Consider the following 19,239-nt stretch of genomic DNA (forward strand, 5'->3'; position numbering starts at 1 on the left):
TCCCACTGTGCTCAGCCGCCCCAGGTGTCACTCCTCGACGAAGCCGTCCAGCCCGCCCTGCGCCGGCGACCAGTGCTCGACGACTTGATCCACACGACCGGGTGATGATGTTGAGCGAAGGGTGTCAAGTAGCTGCTGACAGTTGTCCCGACTACCCTCCGCCAATACCCGAACACGCCCGTCGTCGAGGTTGCGCGCACTGCCGACCAGGCCGAGCTCCAGCGCCCTGCACCTGGTCCACCAGCGGAAACCCACTCCCTGAACCCGTCCGCCGACCCACGCCGTGAGCCGGACGGCGTCCTTTTCACCCGTCACGTCCCCTATCCTGCCGGAAGCTTTCCGAATGCGGAGGGTGATCATGCCGGTGCTCCTGGACAGATCGGTATTCACTCCCAGTGCTAATCTCCCCGGCAGGCGCCACCATTCGGGCTCACCCGTCCGGATGTGCTCAAGCCGGTTTCCCCGCCAGTCAAGGAGCGTCAAATGGCCCACGTGGGTCGTCGGACCGAGGTGTCCCCGCCACGCGACTCCGCCTCGCGCAGCCAGCGCAGCGGCTACGTGCTGCTCGCGGTCAGCGGCGTCGTGCTCGCCACCGCGTTCGGCGGACTGGCCACGATCATCGCACCGGGCGGCTCGCCGAAGGTCGCGGTGCCGGGGGGCACCAACTCGACGTCGGGGGCGCAGCTCATCCCCGGTGACGCGGCGCCCGGCCAGACGCCGGTGACCGTCGACGGCGTGGCGATCCCCGCGGGCACCCGCACGGCCGTGGTGACCACCAACCCGGACGGGACGCAGGTCGTGACGCTGGTGCCGGCCGAGGGCTCCGGCGAGGCGCCGATAGTGCTGCCGCCCGGCACGCCGCTGCCGCCCGGCACCGTGATCCCGCCCGGCACCACGCTCCCGCCGGGCACCACGACCACTCCCCCGCGCAGCGACACCACCACGAAGCCGACCAGCACGAAGCCGACGAGCACCCCGCCGGACACGACTTCGCCGACCAGCGGCCCGACGACGTCCACCAGCAGCAGCACAACGTCGCCGACCACCGACAGCAGCACTCCCGAGGACCCGTCGTCGTCAAACGGTAGCGGCAGCTCGGACCCGTCGACTTCCTCGTGATCGGCTGACCAGCCGCGTCACCAGCGCGATCACCGACAGCAGCGGGATCGGAAAGCCCAGCACCAGGCCGATCCCGGCGTCGGCGAGCGGGGCGCACACCGCGGCGGCGAACACCCACACCGGCCCGGTCTGCGGTTTCGCGGCACCGGCCCAGGGCGTGCGCTTCCACGGTTTCGCTACCGACAGCCAGGCCTGGAACGCGATCGCGCTCACCATGAGCACGGTGCCGGCGACGAGACCCCACGGCGCGGGTGACGGATCCCCTGCCAGGGCCGCCTGCTCGGCGTCCGCCAGGGCCGGGGACAGCACGATGATGGCGACGTTGAACTGCACCACGGTGATCGTGAACTTGCCGAACACCCACCAGTGCCGGAAGAACCCCCACGGCGTCGCGGCCGCGAGCAGGAACCCGGTGAACGCGGACGCGTTGGCCAGCGGGGCGAGCAGGTGCAGGTCGATGGCGTGGGCCATGGACATCGCGCTCGCCCGGCGGACGGGATCCCCGCCCGAGCCGATCAGCATGAGCACGAACAACGTGAGCGCCTCGGCCATCCAGCCGACGGACGTGATGATGTGCAACCAGACGGCCGCGTGCCGCCAACTCTTGAGCATGCTTCCGAGGCTGCCGCCCGGGAAAGCCGCCCACATCGGGCGACGCCCGGATCTCTGCCCTGGTACGGAAGTCGCCGGATGTTGACAGGGCGGATCACCCTCGGGCGACCGCTCCGGGCGACAAGTCAGCCACTCCGGGCGGCGACTTGACCACCCCGGACGGCGAACCCGCCGACCCCGGCGGCGACTTGACCACACCAGGCGGCGGGTCGTCCCTTCCGGCGGCGGGTTCGCCGCCTCCGAGGGCGAGCTGGCCGCCCCGGGCGGCGACCTTCCCGCCTACGGGAGCGAATTGCCCCCAACGGCGGGTTCACCCCTCCCGAGCGGCGGTTCCCACCCACCACGGCGAATCGCCCGCCCCCGCCGCGGGGCCGCGCCGCCGGCGGGGGCCACCGGGCGCCGGGATCAGGCCTCGAAGCGGTACCCCATCCCGGGCTCCGTGATCAGGTGCCTCGGCCGGGACGGCTCCCGCTCCAGTTTCCGCCGCAGCTGTGCCAGGTAGACCCGCAGGTAGTGGGACTCGTTCTCGTACCCCGGACCCCACACCTCCCGCAGCAGCTGCTTCTGCGCCACCAACCGGCCGCGGTTGCGCACCAGCAGCTCCAGCACCCCCCACTCGGTCTTCGTCAGGTGCACCTCGACCCCGTCGCGGTGCACCTTCTTCGCCAGCAGGTCCAGCGTGAACGACTCGGTCTCGATCAGCGCCTCGCCCTCCGCGGACGGCACCGCGGAGCGCCGCATGGCCGCGCGCAGCCTGGCGAGCAACTCGTCCATCCCGAACGGCTTCGTCACGTAATCATCCGCGCCCAGGTCGAGCGCCTTCACCTTGTCGGGCGACTCGCCGCGCGCGGACAACACGATGATCGGCACCGTGGTCCACCCGCGCAGCCCGGTGATCACGTCCGTGCCGTCGATGTCCGGCAACCCCAGGTCCAACACCACGACGTCCGGCTTCGTGTCGGCCACCGCCCGCAGCGCCGCCGCCCCGTCGTGCGCCGTCACCACCTTGTACCCGCGCGCGGTCAGGTTGATCCGCAGCGCGCGCACGATCTGCGGCTCGTCGTCGACCACCAGTACCGTGCCGGTCTGCTCGGTCACGGAGCCACCTCCTTCAGCACCACCGGCACCACGTCGGGAGCCTGGCACGCCTTGAGCGCCACCACCACTGTGAGCCCGCCACCGGGCGTGTCCTCCGCCCGGATCGTGCCGCCCATGGCCTGGGTGAATCCTTTCGCGACGGACAACCCGAGCCCGACCCCGGGCGTCGCGTCCCGGTCCCCGAGCCTTTGAAATGGCGCGAACGCCGCCTCCGCCATCCCCTTCTTCAAGCCGCGCCCGTGATCCACGATCCGCAGCTCGACCCACTCCGCGTACGCCGAACCCCGCACCGCCACCGGACCGCCGCCGTGCCGCAACGCGTTGTCCAGCACGTTCGCGATCACCCGCTCCAGCAGCCCGGGATCGGCCATCACCGCGGGCAGCCGCTCGTCCACCTCGACCGCGACCGACTCCGAACCGTCCACATTCGACAGCGCGTGCGCCACCACCTCGTCGTACCCCACCGGCCGCAGGTGCGTCCGCACCGCCCCGGCCGCCAGCCGCGACGAGTCGAGCAGGTTGTTCACCAGCCGGGCGAGCCGGTCGGTCGACTCCTCCGCCGCCTCCAGCAGCTCCTCGGTGTCCTCCGGCGACAGGTCGATGTCCTGCGCCCGCAGGCTCCCGATCGCGGCCTTGATCGAGGTCAACGGCGTGCGCAGGTCATGGCCCAGCGCGGACAGCAACGCCGTGCGCAGCTGGGTCGCCTCGGCCTGGCGCTCGGCTTCCGCCTGTGCGGCCGCCATCCGCTGCTGCCGCAACGCGAGCAGCGCCTGCCCGGCCGCCGCCTCCAGCGCGCGCCGGTCCGCCGCGGGCAACGCCCGGCCCCGCAACGTCAGGTGCACGTCCGCGGTGACCGGGATGTCCACATCGGCTTCGTCCGGCTTGCCGCACGGGTTGACGCCGGCGTGCTCGGCCACCTGCCAGTTCCCGTCGCGCTTTTCCAGCAGCACCACGCATTCCATGCCGAAGTTCTCGCGCACCTTCTCCAGCAGCCGCGGCAACGGCTCGGCGTTGGTCAGCACCGTGCGCGCGTAGGACGCCAGCAACGCCGCCTCCGTGCGCGCCTGCGCCGCCTGGGTGGCCCGCCGCGCCGCCCGGTCCACGACCAGCGCGACCAGCACCCCGACCAGGACCATCGCGACCAGGGTGATCACGTTGCTCTGCGCGTGCACGGTCAGCGTGTAGAGCGGTTCGGTGAAGAAGAAGTTCAGCAACCCGGCCGACAGCAGCGCCGCCACCAGCGCCGGTCCCAGCCCGCCGACCAGCGCGACCACCACCGTGGCGAGGAAGTAGTCGACCACGTCGGTGGAGAAGTCCAGCTCCCGGCGCAGCAGCACCCCGGTCAGCGTGGCCAGGGCGGGCGCGAGGAACGCCAGCACCCAGCCGGCCAGCAGCCGCGACGGCGCCAGCGGGCTGCGCCTACCCAGCCACGACCGCAGCCGTCCGCCTGCCTCGTCGTGGGTCACCATGTGCACGTCGATCTGCCCGGACCGCTGCACCACCGTCGCGCCGATGCCCTCGTCGAACAGCCGCGCGACACGCGACCGCCGGGACGTGCCCAGCACGAGCTGCGTCGCGTTGACGCCGCGCGCGAAGTCCAGCAGCGCGGTCGGCACGTCGTCGCCGACGACCGTGTGGAACGTGCCGCCCAGCTGGTCGGTGAGCTTGCGGTACCGGCCGGTCTCGACGTGCCCGAGCGCGGACAGCCCGTCGCCGCGCAGGACGTGCAGCACCAGCAGCTCCGCTCCGGCCCTGGTGGCGATGCGGCTGCCACGCCGGATCAGCGTCTCGCTCTCCGGGCCGCCGGTGATCGCGACGACCACCCGCTCCCGCGTCTCCCACGTGTCGGTGATGCGCTGCTCGGCGCGGTAGCGCTGCAACGCCACGTCCACCTGGTCGGCCACCCACAGCAGCGCCAGCTCACGCAGGGCAGTGAGGTTGCCGGTGCGGAAGTAGTTGCCCAGCGCGGCGTCGATCCGCTCCGCCGGGTAGACGTTGCCGTGCGCGAGCCGCCGCCGCAGCGCCTCGGGCGTGATGTCGACCAGCTCCACCTGCTCGGCCCGGCGCACGACGTCGTCGGGCACGGTCTCCTGCTGCGCGACGCCGGTGATGCGCTCCACCACGTCGCTCAGGCTCTCCAGGTGCTGCACGTTCACGGTCGACAGCACGTCGATCCCGGCGGCGAGCAGCTCCTCAATGTCCTGCCAGCGCTTCTCGTTGCGCGAGCCGGGCACGTTGGTGTGCGCCAGCTCGTCCACAATGGCCACCTCGGGGGCGCGGGCGAGCACCGCGTCCACGTCCAGCTCCTCGAAGTCGCGGCCGCGGTAGGTCATCCGCCGCCGCGGCACCGCCTCGATGCCCTCCAGCAGCGCCGCTGTTTTCGCCCGGCCGTGGGTCTCGACCAGCCCGGCGACCACGTCGGTGCCGCGGTCGAGGCGGCGCCGCGCCTCGCCCAGCATGGCGTAGGTCTTGCCGACGCCGGGCGCCGCGCCGAGGTAGATGCGCAGCTCTCCCCGGCGCGGCGGTTCCTTCTCCACGTCCACGCTTTCAGTGTGCTCCTGCCGACTGGACGGCGAGGTTGAGTTCGAGCACGTTCACCCCGGGGACGCCGATGCCGTGACCGGTCGTGTTCGCCTCGACCAGCCGGCGGACGCGGTCCTCGGTCAGCCCCGTGTTGCGCGCCACCCGCGGCACCTGCAGGTCGGCGTAGGCGACGCTGATGGTCGGGTCGAGGCCCGACCCCGAGGCCGTGACCGCGTCCGCGGGCACCGTCTCCGGCGAGACGCCCTCGCGCTGCGCGATGGCCGCTTTGCGCTCCTCGACGGCCGCGACCAGGTCGGAGTTGAACCCGCCCTTGTTCGACCCGCCGGACACCGACGGGTCACCGGTCGCGGACGGCCGGGTGTGGAAGTACGGGTCGTGCGCCGGGTCGGCCGGGACCGGGTCGATCCCGATCAGCGACGAGCCCACGACCTGCCCGTTCGCCGTCACGAGCGACCCCTCGGCGTTGTCGTGCAGCCCCGGGATCCGGGACACCGCCCACACGCCGAGCGGGTAGACCACCCCGAGCAGCACCGTGAACACCAGCAGCACCCGCAGGGCGGCGCCGGTTTGCTTCAGCAGATTCTTGATCATGACTACCCGATTCCAGGGATGAAGCGGACGACGAGGTCGATGAGCCAGATGCCGAGAAACGGCGTCGCGATGCCGCCGACCCCGTAGACCAGCAGGTTGCGCCGCAGCAGCGCGGACGCGCTGGACGGCTGGTACCGCACGCCCCGCAGCGCGAGCGGGATCAGCACCACGATGATCAGCGCGTTGAAGATCACCGCGGACAGGATCGCCGACCGCGGGGTCGCCAGGTGCAGGATGTTCAGCGCGGCCAGCTGCGGGAAGATCGCCACGAACATGGCGGGCAGGATCGCGAAGTACTTCGCGAGGTCGTTGGCGATGCTGAACGTCGTCAGCGCGCCGCGGGTGATCAGCAGCTGCTTGCCGATCTCCACGATCTCGATCAGCTTCGTCGGGTCCGAGTCGAGGTCGACCATGTTGCCGGCCTCCTTCGCGGCCGACGTGCCGGTGTTCATCGCGACCCCGACGTCGGACGCGGCCAGCGCGGGTGCGTCGTTGGTGCCGTCGCCGGTCATCGCGACCAGGCGGCCGCCCTCCTGCTCGCGGTGGATGAGCGCCATCTTGTCCTCGGGCTTGGCCTCGGCGAGGTAGTCGTCGACGCCGGCGTCCTCGGCGATGGCCTTCGCGGTGCGCGGGTTGTCGCCGGTGATCATCACCGTCTTGATGCCCATCCGGCGCAGCTCGGCGAACCGTTCCCGCATGCCCGGCTTGACGACGTCGGACAGCCGGATCACGCCACGAACGAACGCGCGCCCGCCGGTCAGCTCGGCGACCACCAGCGGGGTGCCGCCCTGTTCGCTGATCTCGTCGACGATCCGCTCGGTCTCGTCCGGGAAGTCGCCGCCGTGCTCCCGCACCCACTCGCGGACGGCGCTCGCCGCGCCCTTGCGGACCTGACGGCCCGGCAGGTCGACGCCGCTCATCCGGGTCTGCGCGGTGAACGGGACGAACTCGCCGCCGCCGGGAACCGTGGTGCCCTCGGTCAGCTCGACGACGCTGCGGCCCTCCGGGGTGCCGTCCGCGAGGCTGGACAGCCGGGCGGCCTCGGCCAGCTGGTGCGGGTCCGTCGAGCCGACCGGGATCAGCTCGGTCGCCCGCCGGTTGCCGAAGGTGATCGTGCCGGTCTTGTCCAGCAGCAGCGTCGACACGTCACCGGCGGCCTCGACCGCACGGCCGGACGTGGCGAGCACGTTGCGCTGCACCAGCCGGTCCATCCCGGCGATGCCGATCGCCGACAGCAGCGCCCCGATCGTCGTCGGGATGAGGCACACCAGCAGCGCGGTCAGCACGATCACCGACTGCTCGCTGCCGGAGTAGGCGGCCATCGGCTGCAGCGCCACGACGGCGAGCAGGAAGATGATCGTCAGCGTGGACAGCAGGATCGTCAGGGCGACCTCGTTCGGGGTCTTCTGCCGTGACGCGCCCTCCACCAGCGCGATCATCCGGTCCACGAAGGACTCGCCGGGTTTGGTGGTGATCCGGACGACGATCCGGTCGCTCAGCACCGTCGTGCCGCCGGTGACGGCCGAGCGGTCGCCGCCGGACTCGCGGATCACCGGCGCGGATTCCCCGGTGATGGCTGATTCGTCGACCGTCGCGATGCCCTCGACCACGTCGCCGTCGCCGGGGATGGTCTCGCCAGCCTCGACGACCACCAGGTCGCCCACCCGCAGTTCGACGGCCGGCACGCGTTCCTCGCCGTCCGGGGTGAGCCGCCGCGCGACGGTCTCCTTCTTGGTGCGGCGCAACGATTCCGCCTGCGCCTTGCCGCGCCCCTCGGCGACGGCCTCGGCCAAGTTCGCGAACACGACCGTGAACCACAGCCACACCGCGATCAGGATCGTGAACACGCTCGGGTCGGTGACCGCGAAGACCGTGGTGAGCACCGAGCCCACCCACACCACGAACATGACCGGGTTGCGGACCTGGTGCCGCGGGTGGAGCTTGCGCAGCGCGTCGGGCAGCGAGGTCAGCAGCTGCCGTCCGTTGAACACGCCCGCGCCGACGCGAGCCGGCGTTTCGACGGGCCGGTCTTGGGTGATGGTCATGCCATGGCCTCCGCGATGGGACCGAGCGCGAGCGCCGGGACGAACGTCAGCGCCGCGACGAGCAGGATGGTTCCGGCGAGCACGGAGCCGAACAGCGGCCCGGTCGTCGGCAGGGTGCCCGCGGTCTCCGGCACCTTCTTCTGCGCGGCCAGCGAACCGGCCAGGCACAGGACCGCGATGATCGGCACGAACCGGCCGACCAGCATCGCCACCGACAGCGAGGACTGGAACCAGCCGTCCGTCACTGTGATGCCGGCGAAGGCGCTGCCGTTGTTGTTGCCGGTGGAGGCGTACGCGTAGAGCACTTCGGACAGTCCGTGCGCCCCGCTGTTGCCCAGCGCGCCCGCGGTGCCCGGTATGAGCAGGGCCGCGCCGGCACCGAGCAGCACGACCGCGGGCATCGCCAGCATCGCGATCGCGGCGGCGGTGACCTCGCGCCTGCCGAGCTTCTTGCCCAGGTATTCCGGGGTGCGGCCGACCATCAGGCCGGCCAGGAACATCGCGATGATCGCCATCACCAGGATGCCGTACAGACCGGTGCCGACCCCGCCCGGCGAGACCTCGCCGAACAGCATGTGCAGCAGGGTCATGCCGCCGCCGAGGCCGCTGTAGCTGTCGTGCAGCGAATTCACCGCGCCCGTCGAGGTGCCGGTGGTGCTGGTGGCGAACAGCGACGACGCGCTGATGCCGAACCGCTGCTCCTTGCCCTCCAGGTTCGCGCCCGCCAGCAGCGCCGCGGGGCCGTTGGGGTGCGATTCGGCCCACCAGGTCACCGCGAGCACGAACGTCCACAGCAGACCCATCACCGACAGCAGGACGTACCCCTGCTTGGGGTTGCCGACGAGCCTGCCGAACGTCCGGGTCAGCGACACCGGGATCACCAGGATCAGGAAGATCTCGATCAGGTCGGTCCAGACGTTCGGGTTCTCGAACGGGTGCGCGGAGTTGGCGTTGAAGATGCCGCCGCCGTTGGTGCCGAGTTCCTTGATGACCTCCTGGCTCGCCGTGGGCGCCATCGAGATGGTGCTCTGCGTGCCGTCCAGGCCGGTCACCGTGACGCCGGCGCGGAGGCTCTGCGTGACGCCCAGCGCGATCAGCACGATCGCGAACACGACCGACAGCGGCAGCAGGATCCGCACGGTGCCGCGGGTGAGATCGACCCAGAAGTTGCCGAGCCGGTCGGTCCTGGACCTCGTGAACCCGCGGACCAGCGCCATCGCGACCGACAGGCCGACCGCCGCGGACAGGAAGTTCTGCACCGTCAGCCCGGCCATCTGGACGAGGTGACCCATGGTCGTCTCGGGCACGTAGGACTGCCAGTTCGTGTTGGTCACGAAACTGACCGCCGTGTTGAACGCGACGCCCGGGTCGACCGCCCCGCGGCCGAGGCTCAGCGGCAGGACGGACTGCAGGCGCTGCAGCAGGTACAGGAAGACGATGGACACCAGCGAGAACCCGAGCACGCCCAGCGCGTAGGTGGGCCAGCGCTGTTCGGAGGACGGGTCCACCCGGAACGCGCGGTACAGGCCGCGCTCCAGCTTGAGGTGCTTCTCGCTGGTGAACACGCGCGCCATGTAGTCGCCCAGCGGTTTGTGGACCAGGGCGAGCGCGGCGACGAGGATGCCGACCGTGACCAGGCCGGAGGCGAGGTCCGACATCAGGCCCTCCCGTCGCCCGACCGCCACCCCTGGCGGTGGCGCTTCGCGCCGCTGTTTCGATCCGGCTTGATCAACGCGATGAACAGGTAGACGACCAGGCCCAGCGCCAGCACCCCGCCGACGACGTTGGCCACCACCCCGGCGCCGCTCACAGCTTCTCCAGCCCGCGCAACGTCAGCGCCAGCACCGCGAACACCGCGATCAGCAGCACGGCGTACAGCAGATCCGCCACTTCACACCTTCCAGCACGGGTCACCCGATCGGTGACCGCTCCGGTGACAGCCTGCGCTCGGATGTCCCGTCTCCTCGTCCGGATGACGGCGCCTTGACGCCGCTTCGGCGCGGATTTACGCGTTCTTGAGGTGCGTGTGCAACCGGCCACACTGCGTGAAATCCATCCCGTCAGAGCGGACGAATCGAGCAGACAGTTACCGGTGAGTTGTGTTACCACGGTGTTACGCATAGTTGTACTTGCTAAGCATCGGGAGGGTAGTACGCATGTGCGGCATCACCGGCTGGGTCTCCTTCGAGACCGACCTCACCCAGCGGCGCGAGGTGCTCGACGCCATGACCGGGACCATGGCCTGCCGTGGTCCGGACGACTCCGGGACGTGGATCGCCCCGCACACCGCCCTCGGCCACCGCCGGCTCGCGATCATCGACCTCCCCGGCGGGCGGCAGCCGATGTCGGTGACCACGCCGGCCGGCGAGGTGGCCATGGTCTACAGCGGTGAGGCCTACAACTTCACCGAGCTGCGCCGCGAACTGGAGGGCAAGGGCCACACCTTCCGCACCGACAGCGACACCGAGGTCGTGCTGCACGGGTACCTGGAGTGGGGCGAGTCCGTCGCCGACCACCTCAACGGCATGTACGCCTTCGCCATCTGGGACGCGCGCGACGAGAAGCTCGTCATGATCCGCGACCGGATGGGCATCAAGCCGTTCTACTACTACCCGACGCGCGACGGCGTGCTGTTCGGGTCCGAGCCGAAGGCGATTCTGGCCAACCCCGCGGCGAAGCGGATCGTGGACGCGGACGGGTTGCGGGAGCTGTTCTCGTTCACCAAGCAGCCCGGCTGGTCGCTGTGGCACGGGATGTCCGAAGTGGAGCCCGGCACGATCGTCCGGGTGGATCGGGACGGCGTGCACACCCGCACCTACTGGAAGCTGGAGGCACGCGAGCACACCGACGACCAGGAGACCACGGTCGCGCGTGTGCGCGAGCTGATGACCGACATCGTGCACCGGCAGCTGGTCGCCGACGTGCCACGCTGCGTGCTGCTGTCCGGCGGCCTGGACTCCAGCGCGATCACCGGCCTTGCCGCCGCGCGGCTGCGCGAGGAGGGTGAGCAGCTGCGCACCTTCTCGGTCGACTTCGTGGGGCAGGAGGAGAACTTCAAGCCCGACGAGATGCGCAACACCCCGGACTCGCCGTTCATCCGGGACGTGGCGAAGCTGGTCGGGTCGGCGCACCAGGACGTCGTGCTCGACCCGGCGGCGCTGACCGACCCGGCGGTGCGGCGGGCGGTGCTGACCGCGCGGGACATCCCGGCCGGCTTGGGCGACATGGACACCTCGCTGTACCTGCTGTTCAAGGCCATCCGGGCGGAGTCGACGGTGGCGCTGTCCGGCGAGTCGGCCGACGAGGTGTTCGGCGGCTACCGGTGGTTCCACGACGAGACCGCCCGCAACGCCGACACGTTCCCGTGGCTGGCGTTCCGCACCGGCGTCCAGGACGGCGGCAACCTTCTGCGGTCGGACGTGTCGCGGAAGCTGGACCTGGACGGCTACATCGCGGACCAGTACCGCACCGCGCTGGCGCAGGTCGAGCACCTGGACGGGGTTTCCGCGGAGGAGCGCCGGATGCGTGAGGTGTGCCACCTGCACCTGACGCGGATGGTGCGGGCGCTGCTGGACCGCAAGGACCGCGCGTCGATGGCGGTGGGCCTGGAGGTGCGGGTGCCGTTCTGCGACCACCGGCTCGTCGAGTACGTCTACAACACGCCCTGGTCCCTGAAAACGTTCGACGGCAGGGAAAAGAGCCTGTTGCGGCACGCGACCAAGCACGTGCTGCCGCAGTCCGTTGTGGACCGGGTGAAGAGCCCGTACCCGTCCACGCAGGACCCCGGGTACGCGGCGGCGTTGCAGCAGCAGGCGAAGGAGGTGCTCGCCACGCCCGGCGACCCGGTGTTCGAACTGGCCTCCCGCGAATGGGTGACGGACGCGGTGGACCAGGACCCGGCCACGATGACGTCCCAGACGCGCCACGGCCTGGACCGGCTGCTCGACCTGCACCACTGGTTCGACATCTACCGGCCGGAGCTGCGAGTCTGAGGATTCCCTGTGAGGTTCGGACATGGGGCACAAGTGGGTATGCGGGAGCGTTGAACAGGTCAGGAGAGGTGAGGAAGATGACCCAAGCATTCACGCAGACCGCTTTCACCAATGCCCGGACGAGCCCGCAGCTCCCGACCCTGCCCACCGGCTGGCCGATCGGGTCCTACGAGTCCTACGAAGAGGCCCAGCGGGCGGTCGACCACCTCGCCGACAACGACTTCCCCGTGGCGGACGTCACGATCGTCGGAGTCGAGCCGATGCTGGTCGAGCGGGTCGCCGGCAAGCTCAGCTGGGGCCGCGTGCTCGGCGGCGCCGCGATGTCGGGCGCCTGGTTCGGTGTCTTCGTCGGCCTGTTGCTGACGCTGTTCACGCCGGGCGCCGGGCTGTTGCCGATCCTGTTCGGTCTGGTCGCCGGTGTCGCGTTCAGCATGGTGTTCGCGGCCATCAGCTACGGCGCCACCCGCGGCAAGCGTGACTTCGTGTCGCAGACGCAGCTGGTCGCGCGCCGCTACGACGTGCTGAGCCAGCCGCGCAACGCCGAGAAGGGCCGCGAGCTGCTGGCGAACCTCGCCGCGCGGACGCACGTGTTCAACTGAGCCACCCCTGACAAGAGCCCCGAGCCCCACCCCCTGGGTTCGGGGCTCTTCCCCGTTCAGGTGCCGCTCGACACGCCCAGTTCCGGGCCGGGGTGTGTCCTCCGGCCCGTGCGCAGCAGGTGCCGCCACCGGTGCACGTCGTGCCGGGCCGGCGCGGTCGTGGTGAGGAAGTCGCGCAGGACGGCCAGGAAACGCTGCGGCTCCGTGTGGTGCGGGAAGTGCCCGGCGCCCTCGAAGATCTCCAGCCTGCTGCCCGGCATCGCGGCGTGGGCGACCAGCGCGTGCGCGCTCGGCACGACGTGGTCCCGCGTCCCCCACACGAGCATCGTCGGGATGCCCTCGGTGAGGTAGCAGCGGTCGAGCATGTTCACCACCTGCCCGCGCCAGTCCACGACCGCGCGCAGTGTGCGCAGGAACGCCTGCCTGCTGGTCGATTCCGCGAGCCGCACGTACTTGCCGACGACGTAGTCGAGGTCCTCCCCCAGCCCGAACCCGCCGCCGGCCTTGAGCACGCTCTGGAAGCGCCGCAACGCTTCCCCCACCGGCAGGGTGCCGAGGAGGGGCAGCACCAGCTCGGCGCCCGGCGCGGCCGCGAGCCGCAGCAGCGGGTGCACACCCGCGCCGATGCCGCCGGAGCTGACCAGCACCAGACGCTCGCAACGTTCCGGGATCTGGTAGGCGAACTGCATCGCCACGCCACCGCCGAGCGAGTGGCCGATCACGGTCACCCGGTCGACGTCGAGCGTCGCCAGCAGGTCCCGCATCCCGCACGCGTAGGCGGCCACCGAGTAGTCGGCGCGCGGCTTGTCCGAACCACCGTGGCCGAGCAGGTCCGGCGCGATCACGGTGTAGTCCCTGGTCAGCGACGCGAGCACGTCCAGCCAGGTGGACGAGTCGTCACCGATGCCGTGGACGAACAGCAACGCGGGGCCGCTGCCCGCCATGCGGTAGGCGCGCCGGTAGCCGTGGATGGTGCGGTGGCGCAGGTCGAACGTGTCCGGGCCGATCCCGGTGAGCGCGGTGTCCGGGGAACGCACCCGGCAAGCCCACCAGCCCGCTGTTACCGCTGTGTTGCCCCCACCGAAAGAGTTTCCGCGAGCCGCGGGACCTGCAACTGCGACCACGGGCTGAACACGAACGGCGTGCGAGTCATGCTCTCCACCAGGTCGGTCCAGGCCGACCAGCGCCACTCGCACACCTCGTCCGGCTCGGGCAGCGGGTCGGCGTCGGCTTCAGCCACCCACACCGGGCAGAACTCGTTCTCCACCACGCCGCCCGCGTCCGTCGCCGTGTAGCGGAAGTCCGGCAGCACCTTCCGCAGGCCGGTGACCTCCAGGCCCAGCTCCTGCTTCGCGCGCCGCGCGATGGCCTCCGCCATGTCCTCGCCAGGGCCCGGGTGGCCGCAGAACGAGTTGGTCCAGACACCCGGCCACGTCTTCTTGCCGATCGCGCGCCGGGTCAGCAGCACACGGCCGGCGCGGTCGAAGACGTAGCAGGAGAACGCCAGGTGCAGCGGGGTGTGCGCGTCGTGCACCGTGCGCTTCGGCGCTGTGCCGACGGGGTCGAAGCGCTCGTCGAGCAGCACCACGAGTTCTTCCTGGGCCACGTGACCTGCCTTCCGGTGTCAGGAGGAGCGGCGCGGCCGGGGCTGGCAGCGCGGGCAGAAGTAGGACGACCGGTTCATGAACGGCTCGCGGCGGATGGGCGTGCCGCAGCGGCGGCAGGGGCGGTCGCCCTGGCCGTAGACGTTCAGCGAGCGGTCGAAGTAGCCGGACTGGCCGTTGACGTTGACGTACAGCGCGTCGAACGACGTGCCACCGGCCTGGAGGGCCTCGTTCATCACCTCGGTGGCCGCTTCGAGGACGGCCGCGCCCTGGGCGCGGGTGAGCTTCTCGGTGGGGCGGGCCCAGTGCAGCCGGGCGCGCCAGAGGGACTCGTCGGCGTAGATGTTGCCGACCCCGGACACGAGCGTCTGGTCGAGCAGCGCGCGCTTGATCTCGGTGCGGCGGGAGCGCAGGGCCTTGACCGCCTCGGCCGGGTCGAACGCCGGGTCCATCGGGTCGCGGGCGATGTGCGCGATCGGGGCGGGCAGGAGCGTGCCGTCGGAGGTGACGAGGTCGGCCAGCGCGAGGCCGCCGAAGGTGCGCTGGTCGACGAACCGCAGCTCGGGGCCACCGTCGTCGAACCGGATGCGGACGCGCAGGTGCTTCTCGTCTGGGGCGCCCTCGGGCTGCACGAGCATCTGGCCGCTCATGCCCAGGTGGGCGAGGATCGCTTCCTTGTCCGACAGCTCCAGCCACAGGTACTTGCCGCGGCGCCGCGCGGCTTCGACGCCCGCCCCGGCGAGCCGGCCGGTGAAGTCCTCGGGGCCCAGCTCGTGACGGCGGATCGCGCGGGGGTGCAGCACCTCGACGCGGGCGATCCCGCGGCCCGCCACGTGGGCCTGCAGCCCGCGGCGCACCACTTCTACTTCGGGAAGCTCCGGCACCACACCACCCTATCCACGACCCCCGACAATTCCCGACGTCCGTCCGGGTCGCACTCCGGCGACGGACAGTGACTTCCGGCGCGTCAGCCACTCGACGCCCGGAGGGGCAAACACACCGGCCGGTACTTCTATGCCCACCCGGCGCGGCGAGTCCCCCCGCTCCCGGTCGCGGGTGGCTACTGCCGGCAGCGAGATGGCCACTCCCGGCGGCGACTTCGCCACCCCGGCGGCCAATTTTCGGCTCCGGGCAGCAGATCAGCCGCCCACGGGGCGAGCCTGCCGAAGCGGCTGCCCCAGGGCGTGGCGCGCCAGGCGGCAGGTGCCCGGAAATGACGAAAGCCGAGCCACCGCACCATGGCGGCGACCCGGCTCCCGTTGCGAGAACTACTCGGAGCCCTCGGGCTTCAGCTCCTCCGAGAGGGCACGCCAAGCGGTCTCAGCGGCCTTCTGCTCGGCTTCCTTCTTCGTGGTGCCGTTGCCGTTGCCGAAGTCACGGCCGGCGACCAGCACCGTGGCGCTGAACTCCTTGCGGTGGTCCGGCCCGGTGTCCTCCACCTTGTACTCCGGCACACCCAGCCCGGCCGACGCCGTCAGCTCCTGCAGGCTCGTCTTCCAGTCCAGCCCGGCCCCGCGCAGCGGCGCCTCCGCCAGCAGCGCGTCGAACAGCCGGTGCACCAGCGCGCGGGCCGCATCGATGCCGTGCGCGAGGTACGCCGCACCGATCACGGCCTCCAGACCGTCGGCGAGGATGCTCGCCTTGTCACGGCCACCGGTGAGCTCCTCGCCCTTGCCGAGGAGCAGGTGCGCGCCGAGCCCGCCGGGACCCAGCCCCCGCGCGACCCCGGCCAGGGCGTGCATGTTGACCACACTGGCCCGCAGCTTCGCGAGCTGCCCCTCCGGCAGCTCGGGGTGCGTGCGGTACAGGTGGTCGGTGACGACCAGACCGAGCACGGCGTCACCGAGGAACTCGAGCCGCTCGTTCGGCGGCAACCCACCGTTCTCGTACGCGTACGAGCGGTGGGTGAGCGCCAGCGTGAGCAGCTCGGCGTCGAGTTCGACGCCGAGCGCTTCGAGCAACGGTTTCGGGTCGGCGGCCGGCCCTCCCGATCTCGACCTGCCCCCCATACTGGTCAGCGACCTCAGGCGGGCTCGACGACCTGACGACCGTCGTACTGGCCGCAGGTCGGGCAGGCCACGTGCTGCGGCTTCGGCTGACGGCAGGCCCGGTTCTGGCAGGGCACCAGCTGCACGGGCGTCGCCTTCCACTGCGCACGACGGTGGCGCGTGTTGGAGCGCGACATCTTCCGCTTCGGGACGGCCACGACTGAATCTCCTCATCCACGGTTCGCTCACGCGGGCGCGAGCGTGCTTACTCAGGTGCTTACGAGCTGATGCCCGTCAGGCTTGCCGGCCGGGCCCGCCGGAGGACGAGTCGTCGAAACGCTCGACCAGCGCGGCCCACCGAGGGTCTATCGTCTCATGCCCGTGTCCGGGCTCGAGATCGGCCCACTTCCCGCCGCAATCGGGGCACAGGCCCTGGCAGTCCTCGCGGCACAGCGGGACCTGCGGCAGCGCCAGCACGACGGCGTCGCGGACCAGCGGTTCGAGGTCGATCCGGTCGTCGACGAGACGCATGACCTCGTCCTCGTCGGTCGTCTCGTCCGTGGTCGAGTCGGGGTAGGCGAACAGCTCGGTGAGCTCGACCTCGACCTCGTCGTCGATCGGGTCGAGGCAGCGGGAGCAGGCGCCGGTGGTCCGCACCGCGGCGGAGCCGGTGACCAGCACGCCCTCGACCACCGACTCGAGCAGCAGGTCCAGCTCGACCTCGGCGCCCTTCGGCACCACGATCACATCGGGCACGCCCCACTCGACGGCGGTGGGCGCCGTGCGCTGGATGGTCCGGCTCAGGCCGGCACGCCGGCCCAGCTCACGGGTGTCGACGATCCACGGGTTGCGGACGTCGGGGGTGTCATTCTGCTGAGACATCGGTCCGTTGAGTAGAGGGGCGGAAGGCAACCCCACCACTCTACGCCTCCACCCGATCAGGCCTGGAAGTCGTACAGGGGTGTGGGGCGCTGGCCGAGGCTGGACGGGGCGCGCAGGTGGTTGCGGCCGGAGTCGACCGTGCGCAGCGTGGTGGACAGCAGCTCGGAGAACTCGGCGAGCTTGCCGTCGACGTAGGCGTCGCAGTCGGCGCGCTGCCGGTCGGCCTCGGCGTGGGCCTCGTCCACGATGCGCGCGGATTCGGCGTGCGCGGCCTGCACGACCTCGGTCTGGGACACCAGCCGGGACTGCTCGTGGCGGCCGTCTTCGACGGCGCGCTCGTAGGCGTCGCGGCCGGCCTGCATCATGCGCTCGGCCTCGGCGCGGGCCCGCTCGGTGAGGTTGTGGTACTCGGCCTGGCCCGCGGCGATCATCCGCTCGGCCTCGGCACGCGCGTCGGCCATGACCTGCTCGGCGCGCGCCTGCGCGTCGGCGATCATGCGCTCGGCCTCGGCGGCGGCCTCGGAGGTGACCCGCTCGGCCTCGGCGTTGGCGTCGCCGACCGTCGTCTCGGCCTGGTGGCGCGCCTTGTTGATCAGCTCGTCGCGCTGGTCGAGCACGTCCTGCGCGTCGTCGACCTCGCGGGGCAGCGCGTCGCGCACGTCGTCGAGCAGTTCGAGGACGTCCCCGCGGGGAACCACGCAGCTGGACGTCATCGGCACCCCGCGTGCCTCTTCCACGATCGTGACGAGCTCGTCCAGCGCCTCGAACACCCGGTACACAGCGACTCCCTAGGTGGCCTTTCCCCATCCGGCTTGACCACAAGTCTGCCCGCTCCTCGCGTGAAACGGCGGGAACGCTGCGTTACGGGCGTGTCAGCGACGCGAAGCGTCTCAGTTGAGGGTGGCGGCGGGCGACGGGCGGGCGTGTCAGCGACGCGAAGCGTCTCCGTTGAGGGTGGCGGCGGGCGACGGGCGGGCGTGTCAGCGACGCGAAGCGTCTCAGTTGAGCGTCCGCGCGGCTCGGCGTGGCACTCGGGCAGACCACCGGCGCCCCCCGCGACCAGACGTGGATGTGCGGGGCTACCAGGAGGCACGCCGCTCCCCACCACCTGGTCAGTAGGTGATGACGGCCTTGAAGCGGACCTCGCGGGCGGCTGCCTTCGCGCGGGCCTCCTCCGCGCGCTCCTTGGGGAACGTCTCGATCATGGTCGAGACCTTGCCGCGGGCGACGAAGTCGAGGGCCTCGACCAGGTGCTCGATGGTGTTGTGGGCCGAGCCGATCACCTGGTAGCTGTTCGAGGTCAGCGCGAGCGCGGGCAGGTGCAGCTCGTCCGTCGCGATGCCCATGAGGACCACCTTCCCCCACGGCCGCAGGCCCTCCATCGCCTTGGCGACGGCCCCGTGCGAGCTGTTGGTGTGCAGCAGCACGTCCGCTCCACCGGCCGACTTGAGCGCGGCACCGTCGGCCACGACCTCGTCCGCGCCGAGCTGCCGCGCGAGGTCCTCCTTGTCCGCGCTGTGGGTCAGCGCGGTGACGTGGAAGCCCGCGGCCTTCGCGTACTGGATCGCCAGGTGCCCCAGCCCGCCGATGCCCGACACTGCCACCCGCGCACCGGGCTTGGGCTCGGCCCGGCGCAGGCCGGCCCACACTGTGTAGCCGGCGCAGATGATCGGCGCGGCCTGCTCGTAGGACACCCCGTCGGGAATGAGCACCGTCCCGCCTGCGTCGACCGCGACGTACTCGGCGTGGGCACCATCCACGGTGACGCCGGTCAGTCTCGGGTTGGCGCAGTTCGCCGAGGTGACGAAGCTGTTCGGGTGCTCCTCGTGGCAGAAGTCGCACACCCCGCACATCTTCTGCGACATGAAGACGCCGACCCGGTCACCGACCTTGCGCTTCGTGACACCCTCACCCACGGCGACGACCTCACCGGCAGCCTCGTGTCCCAGCACGAGGGGAAAGTCCCGAAACGCCAACACCCCCTGGGTGATCCATTGGTCGGTTCCGCAGATCCCGCACGCCCGGATCCGCACCAGAACGTCGTCGGGTCCCACCTGCGGCATATCCCGGTCCTGCAGTTCCCACTTGCCCTTCACCTCTGAGACGACGACGGCCTTCATCTGTCCGGTCATGTTTGAACTCCTCGTTGATCAGTGCGGACCGCC

18 protein-coding genes and 1 pseudogene are annotated in these 19,239 nt (G+C 71.0%); 2 read left to right on the forward strand and 17 right to left on the reverse strand.

What is annotated here, in order from left to right; genetic code table 11:
• Positions 1-27: 27 nt before the first annotated feature.
• From ACCP09_RS08265 to kdpF, 9 genes and pseudogenes are all read right to left on the reverse strand, one after another.
• Complete coding sequence (locus tag ACCP09_RS08265; RefSeq protein ID WP_051362761.1) at positions 28-360, reverse strand: acylphosphatase; 333 nt, start codon at positions 358-360, stop codon at positions 28-30.
• A gap of 194 nt (positions 361-554) precedes the next feature.
• Positions 555-1,046, reverse strand: a complete 492-nt coding sequence (locus tag ACCP09_RS08270; RefSeq protein WP_378335799.1) for a hypothetical protein — start codon at positions 1,044-1,046, stop codon at positions 555-557.
• A gap of 31 nt (positions 1,047-1,077) precedes the next feature.
• On the reverse strand, positions 1,078-1,731 hold the full coding sequence (locus ACCP09_RS08275) for a hypothetical protein (RefSeq protein ID WP_433744625.1): 654 nt from the start codon (positions 1,729-1,731) through the stop codon (positions 1,078-1,080).
• 405 nt (positions 1,732-2,136) lie between these two features.
• Positions 2,137-2,829, reverse strand: a complete 693-nt coding sequence (locus tag ACCP09_RS08280; protein ID WP_378335797.1) for a response regulator — start codon at positions 2,827-2,829, stop codon at positions 2,137-2,139.
• Complete coding sequence (locus tag ACCP09_RS08285) at positions 2,826-5,372, reverse strand: DUF4118 domain-containing protein (RefSeq protein ID WP_433744628.1); 2,547 nt, start codon at positions 5,370-5,372, stop codon at positions 2,826-2,828. Before ACCP09_RS08285 ends, ACCP09_RS08280 begins: the two co-directional genes overlap by 4 nt.
• Positions 5,373-5,376: 4 nt before the next feature.
• Positions 5,377-5,964: a potassium-transporting ATPase subunit C gene (locus tag ACCP09_RS08290; RefSeq protein ID WP_433744631.1), complete on the reverse strand. Its 588-nt coding sequence runs from the start codon at positions 5,962-5,964 to the stop codon at positions 5,377-5,379.
• 2 nt (positions 5,965-5,966) lie between these two features.
• Positions 5,967-8,009 carry a potassium-transporting ATPase subunit KdpB gene (gene kdpB, locus ACCP09_RS08295; RefSeq protein ID WP_433744634.1) on the reverse strand — a complete coding sequence of 681 codons (2,043 nt, stop codon included), beginning with the start codon at positions 8,007-8,009 and terminating at the stop codon, positions 5,967-5,969.
• Positions 8,006-9,667, reverse strand: a complete 1,662-nt coding sequence (kdpA, locus tag ACCP09_RS08300; protein ID WP_433744637.1) for a potassium-transporting ATPase subunit KdpA — start codon at positions 9,665-9,667, stop codon at positions 8,006-8,008. The genes kdpB and kdpA overlap by 4 nt, the downstream gene beginning before the upstream one ends.
• Positions 9,668-9,723: 56 nt before the next feature.
• Positions 9,724-9,819 (reverse strand): annotated as a pseudogene (gene kdpF, locus ACCP09_RS08305) (K(+)-transporting ATPase subunit F); the annotation flags it as partial.
• A gap of 346 nt (positions 9,820-10,165) precedes the next feature.
• Between kdpF and asnB the strand changes: the two are divergent.
• Positions 10,166-12,001, forward strand: coding sequence for an asparagine synthase (glutamine-hydrolyzing) (gene asnB, locus ACCP09_RS08310; RefSeq protein WP_433744640.1), 1,836 nt, complete (start codon positions 10,166-10,168; stop codon positions 11,999-12,001).
• A 77-nt stretch (positions 12,002-12,078) separates the two neighbouring features.
• Positions 12,079-12,600, forward strand: a complete 522-nt coding sequence (locus ACCP09_RS08315; protein ID WP_027931854.1) for a general stress protein — start codon at positions 12,079-12,081, stop codon at positions 12,598-12,600.
• A 56-nt stretch (positions 12,601-12,656) separates the two neighbouring features.
• Here the strand turns inward: ACCP09_RS08315 and ACCP09_RS08320 are convergent, their stop codons facing one another.
• The 8 genes from ACCP09_RS08320 to ACCP09_RS08355 all read right to left on the reverse strand — a co-directional run bounded on the left by ACCP09_RS08320 (position 12,657) and on the right by ACCP09_RS08355 (position 19,206).
• Positions 12,657-13,637, reverse strand: a complete 981-nt coding sequence (locus ACCP09_RS08320) for an alpha/beta fold hydrolase (RefSeq protein WP_433744643.1) — start codon at positions 13,635-13,637, stop codon at positions 12,657-12,659.
• A 23-nt stretch (positions 13,638-13,660) separates the two neighbouring features.
• Positions 13,661-14,206, reverse strand: a complete 546-nt coding sequence (idi, locus tag ACCP09_RS08325; RefSeq protein ID WP_027931856.1) for an isopentenyl-diphosphate Delta-isomerase — start codon at positions 14,204-14,206, stop codon at positions 13,661-13,663.
• 18 nt (positions 14,207-14,224) lie between these two features.
• The gene (gene mutM, locus ACCP09_RS08330) at positions 14,225-15,088 is read right to left on the reverse strand and encodes a bifunctional DNA-formamidopyrimidine glycosylase/DNA-(apurinic or apyrimidinic site) lyase (RefSeq protein WP_433744647.1); all 864 of its coding nucleotides are present in this window, start codon (positions 15,086-15,088) and stop codon (positions 14,225-14,227) included.
• 384 nt (positions 15,089-15,472) lie between these two features.
• Positions 15,473-16,213, reverse strand: a complete 741-nt coding sequence (rnc, locus tag ACCP09_RS08335; RefSeq protein ID WP_084022636.1) for a ribonuclease III — start codon at positions 16,211-16,213, stop codon at positions 15,473-15,475.
• A 14-nt stretch (positions 16,214-16,227) separates the two neighbouring features.
• Positions 16,228-16,410, reverse strand: coding sequence for a 50S ribosomal protein L32 (gene rpmF / locus ACCP09_RS08340; RefSeq protein ID WP_017987516.1), 183 nt, complete (start codon positions 16,408-16,410; stop codon positions 16,228-16,230).
• Between the two features lie 76 nt (positions 16,411-16,486).
• Complete coding sequence (locus ACCP09_RS08345) at positions 16,487-17,074, reverse strand: YceD family protein (RefSeq protein WP_027931859.1); 588 nt, start codon at positions 17,072-17,074, stop codon at positions 16,487-16,489.
• A 56-nt stretch (positions 17,075-17,130) separates the two neighbouring features.
• Entirely contained in the window at positions 17,131-17,853 is a 723-nt protein-coding gene (locus ACCP09_RS08350; protein WP_027931860.1) for a DivIVA domain-containing protein, read from the reverse strand.
• 333 nt (positions 17,854-18,186) lie between these two features.
• A complete protein-coding gene (locus ACCP09_RS08355) occupies positions 18,187-19,206 on the reverse strand; it encodes an alcohol dehydrogenase catalytic domain-containing protein (protein WP_433744653.1) in 1,020 nt (339 codons plus the stop codon).
• Positions 19,207-19,239 lie beyond the last annotated feature (33 nt).

The sequence above is a fragment of the Amycolatopsis sp. 3B14 genome, assembly GCF_050958625.1.
Lineage (GTDB): Bacteria > Actinomycetota > Actinomycetes > Mycobacteriales > Pseudonocardiaceae > Amycolatopsis_E > Amycolatopsis_E thermoflava.

What these genes read in the sequence shown, in the direction of transcription:
- ACCP09_RS08265 (WP_051362761.1), bottom strand. Translation starts at nt 360, where the DNA reads ATGATCACCCTCCGCATTCGGAAAGCTTCCGGCAGGATAGGGGACGTG.
- kdpB (WP_433744634.1), bottom strand. Translation starts at nt 8,009, where the DNA reads ATGACCATCACCCAAGACCGGCCCGTCGAAACGCCGGCTCGCGTCGGC.
- ACCP09_RS08315 (WP_027931854.1), top strand. Translation starts at nt 12,079, where the DNA reads ATGACCCAAGCATTCACGCAGACCGCTTTCACCAATGCCCGGACGAGC.
- ACCP09_RS08345 (WP_027931859.1), bottom strand. Translation starts at nt 17,074, where the DNA reads ATGTCTCAGCAGAATGACACCCCCGACGTCCGCAACCCGTGGATCGTC.
- rnc (WP_084022636.1), bottom strand. Translation starts at nt 16,213, where the DNA reads ATGGGGGGCAGGTCGAGATCGGGAGGGCCGGCCGCCGACCCGAAACCG.
- ACCP09_RS08355 (WP_433744653.1), bottom strand. Translation starts at nt 19,206, where the DNA reads ATGACCGGACAGATGAAGGCCGTCGTCGTCTCAGAGGTGAAGGGCAAG.
- ACCP09_RS08275 (WP_433744625.1), bottom strand. Translation starts at nt 1,731, where the DNA reads ATGCTCAAGAGTTGGCGGCACGCGGCCGTCTGGTTGCACATCATCACG.
- asnB (WP_433744640.1), top strand. Translation starts at nt 10,166, where the DNA reads ATGTGCGGCATCACCGGCTGGGTCTCCTTCGAGACCGACCTCACCCAG.
- ACCP09_RS08290 (WP_433744631.1), bottom strand. Translation starts at nt 5,964, where the DNA reads ATGATCAAGAATCTGCTGAAGCAAACCGGCGCCGCCCTGCGGGTGCTG.
- kdpA (WP_433744637.1), bottom strand. Translation starts at nt 9,667, where the DNA reads ATGTCGGACCTCGCCTCCGGCCTGGTCACGGTCGGCATCCTCGTCGCC.